We start from the raw sequence: 2,305 nt of genomic DNA, 5'->3' as shown, positions 1-2,305 counted from the left end.
GCAAAACGGGGTGGCTGGAAGTTGCTGAAAAATAGAGCGCTAAGAAATTATTTTCGGAATGTGGTGTTGACAGGGGAATTTGCGTGGGATGGGTCGGTGAACCAAGATTTAGCAAAGGTACGAGTTGGCCACAATACTCCCGCTGAGGTGCTTTTTGTTAGTTCCGACCTACAAATTCGTTTTCGCAGGCGATTGAAGCGTCTCGGGCACGTGAACAGGTTGCAGCAGATCGAGGGAGTACGGCTGAAGCCTTTGTAAAAGCGGAGCACACGCGTCGGAAACAAGCGCACCTTCATCGAACAGAACGCTCGAATCAGATACCATGTCTGCTCTCATTCCGGGACACGCCTTGCCGACTTGATGCCAAACTTGAATCCACCTCATCTTTGGGCCGAACTCGAACTCCACTACACCTTGGGCATCGCTGTTGGCTTCGATACGAGTCAAGTGCTTTCTGGCATCTCGTACGGTCGCACCGACGAAGATGATTAGGTGCGAGTTCGCAATCGGCTTTCGATCAGGAAGACTCACCAACACGAATCGGTCCTTCTCGACAGAGGGGTTAGGTAGTCGTTGGGAACCCATGATACTGGACGCAGTTAACAAGATGCAGATGGCAGGGAGTTGCGCCTTGTGGATGAGAGACATTCGGTCTATATCGGTTCGTGTTGATGATACTCCCGAATTACCGTCGATCCGTAAATTACTTGCCGGTTAACGCCTAGATCGTCCTAGTATCACAAGAGTAATCTCCGAGTGGGCCACCACACACTCGCGACTCTGGAATTGAGCAATCGAGCTGTGGACATGAGAGCATCACTTCGAACCTCTCGGCGGATTGAAACGATGCGGAGAAAGCTCTGCTACGGCGTCAAAGAAGGAATCTCCGACCGCGTATCGCCGGGTTGACAGGAGTCGATAGTGAAAGCCATTGCAGTTCTCTTGCTCGTCTTAGTGAGCTTCTCGGGCGCACAGATGAAGTCTTCAGATGACGAAGCCGTTGAATATGCTCGGCGGCTTGTCGTGGGAACCAAGCCTGTCGTCAGAACTCAGGGCTACCTACCAGACGAGGCGACCGCGATTAGGATCGCGATAGCCGTCCTCATCCCAATCTACGGCGCGAAAATCGAGGATGCGGAAAAGCCGTGGAAAGCGGGCCTGAAAGGGGATGTGTGGACAGTGGTAGGGTCATTCAACGGAAAGGGTGAAGGTGGGGAAGCGATCGTTCAGCTCAGTAAATCGAAGGGCACTGTTTTATTCGTCACGCATACGATGTAAAGAGCGCCGCTTCAATCGCGGATGTGTCACCGTCTAACCGGAAATTACTTTCTGGTTAACACCTAGATCGTCTTGTTGTCACGGGAGTAACTTCCGAGTTGATCACGACTCGACCGGAACTTCGCAATCTCTGAAAATCAGACGATCCTGATTAGGAAAATGGACTTGAGTGTAAACTGGCTCCAACCGATCCAACTGAACAATGGGTGAAGGCGATTCAGCGACGACTATGGCCGCGACGACTGCAAAGCAGCGCCCAACCATTTCGGTTTCCTACTCTGGTTATGAGCCTCCCTTTGATGTTGCGCCGATTGTGCGGCGGATGCTCGACTCAGTTCCTCCACAATACCTTTCGGGGCTGAGTGAAATAGTTATCACTGATTCAGCCAGCCTTTCCCGGAAGCGGCGCAGGAGCGTGACGAAGTCCCGCCAACGCAAGGTCAGTATGGTTCAAGCGAGAGGGCTCTATCATCCTGCGTCGCAAGGGGCGAGAGCTTGGATTGAAATCTTCGTAGACAACGTGCTAAGAGGGTGGGAGAAAGGACTTTGGTTGCGGATTCCACTCATTCGCGAAGGCAGAGTGGGGGATGTGCTTTTCCACGAGATCGGCCATCACATTCATTTCACTTATCGACCTGAACACCGGGAGAGAGAGGACGTTGCTGATGTCTGGAAGGTCCGTCTTGAGCACGGGTACATGAAAAGTCGCCATCGCTGGATTGGTAGATTCGGTAGATTGCTCCGTTGGTTGAACGGACCGTTGTTCGACAAGATGAGAATAAAGGCATGGCAAAAGCAGTTCCTAATTGGGGCAATTTCTCGGGCGGAATTCGAAGAAGGCGTTGGTAAGAAGAGGCGAGCGGATTGATATCTAAAAACAGTGCGAGCTAATTTAAAGCTCCGGGAGAATCACCGTCGATCCGGAAATTACTACTTGAGCAACAAGAAGCAAAACTGTTGTCAGAAGAGTAATTTCCGTGTAGCCCACTCGACCATAGATGTCAGTTGGCTTTGCAGAGGCGTAGTA

The 2,305-nt window shown here is 51.5% G+C and carries 3 protein-coding genes; all 3 read left to right on the top strand.

The genetic code is table 11. The features are described 5' to 3' along the window. The coding region (locus WA354_RS19705) for a hypothetical protein (protein WP_472814729.1) at nt 1-258 on the top strand (258 nt) is incomplete at its 5' end. Nucleotides 259-921: 663 nt separating this feature from the next. Then, the gene (locus WA354_RS19700; protein ID WP_472814728.1) at nt 922-1,278 is read left to right on the top strand and encodes an NTF2 fold immunity protein; all 357 of its coding nucleotides are present in this window, start codon (nt 922-924) and stop codon (nt 1,276-1,278) included. A gap of 229 nt (nt 1,279-1,507) precedes the next feature. Next, the gene (locus tag WA354_RS19695; protein ID WP_472814727.1) at nt 1,508-2,146 is read left to right on the top strand and encodes a hypothetical protein; all 639 of its coding nucleotides are present in this window, start codon (nt 1,508-1,510) and stop codon (nt 2,144-2,146) included. Nucleotides 2,147-2,305: the final 159 nt, after the last annotated feature.

This window comes from Occallatibacter sp., assembly GCF_049802275.1.
Classification (GTDB): Bacteria; Acidobacteriota; Terriglobia; order Terriglobales; family Acidobacteriaceae; genus Telmatobacter.
This window is presented reverse-complemented; position numbering and strand designations above follow the sequence as displayed.

What these genes read in the sequence shown, in the direction of transcription:
- WA354_RS19695 (WP_472814727.1), top strand. Translation starts at nt 1,508, where the DNA reads ATGGCCGCGACGACTGCAAAGCAGCGCCCAACCATTTCGGTTTCCTAC.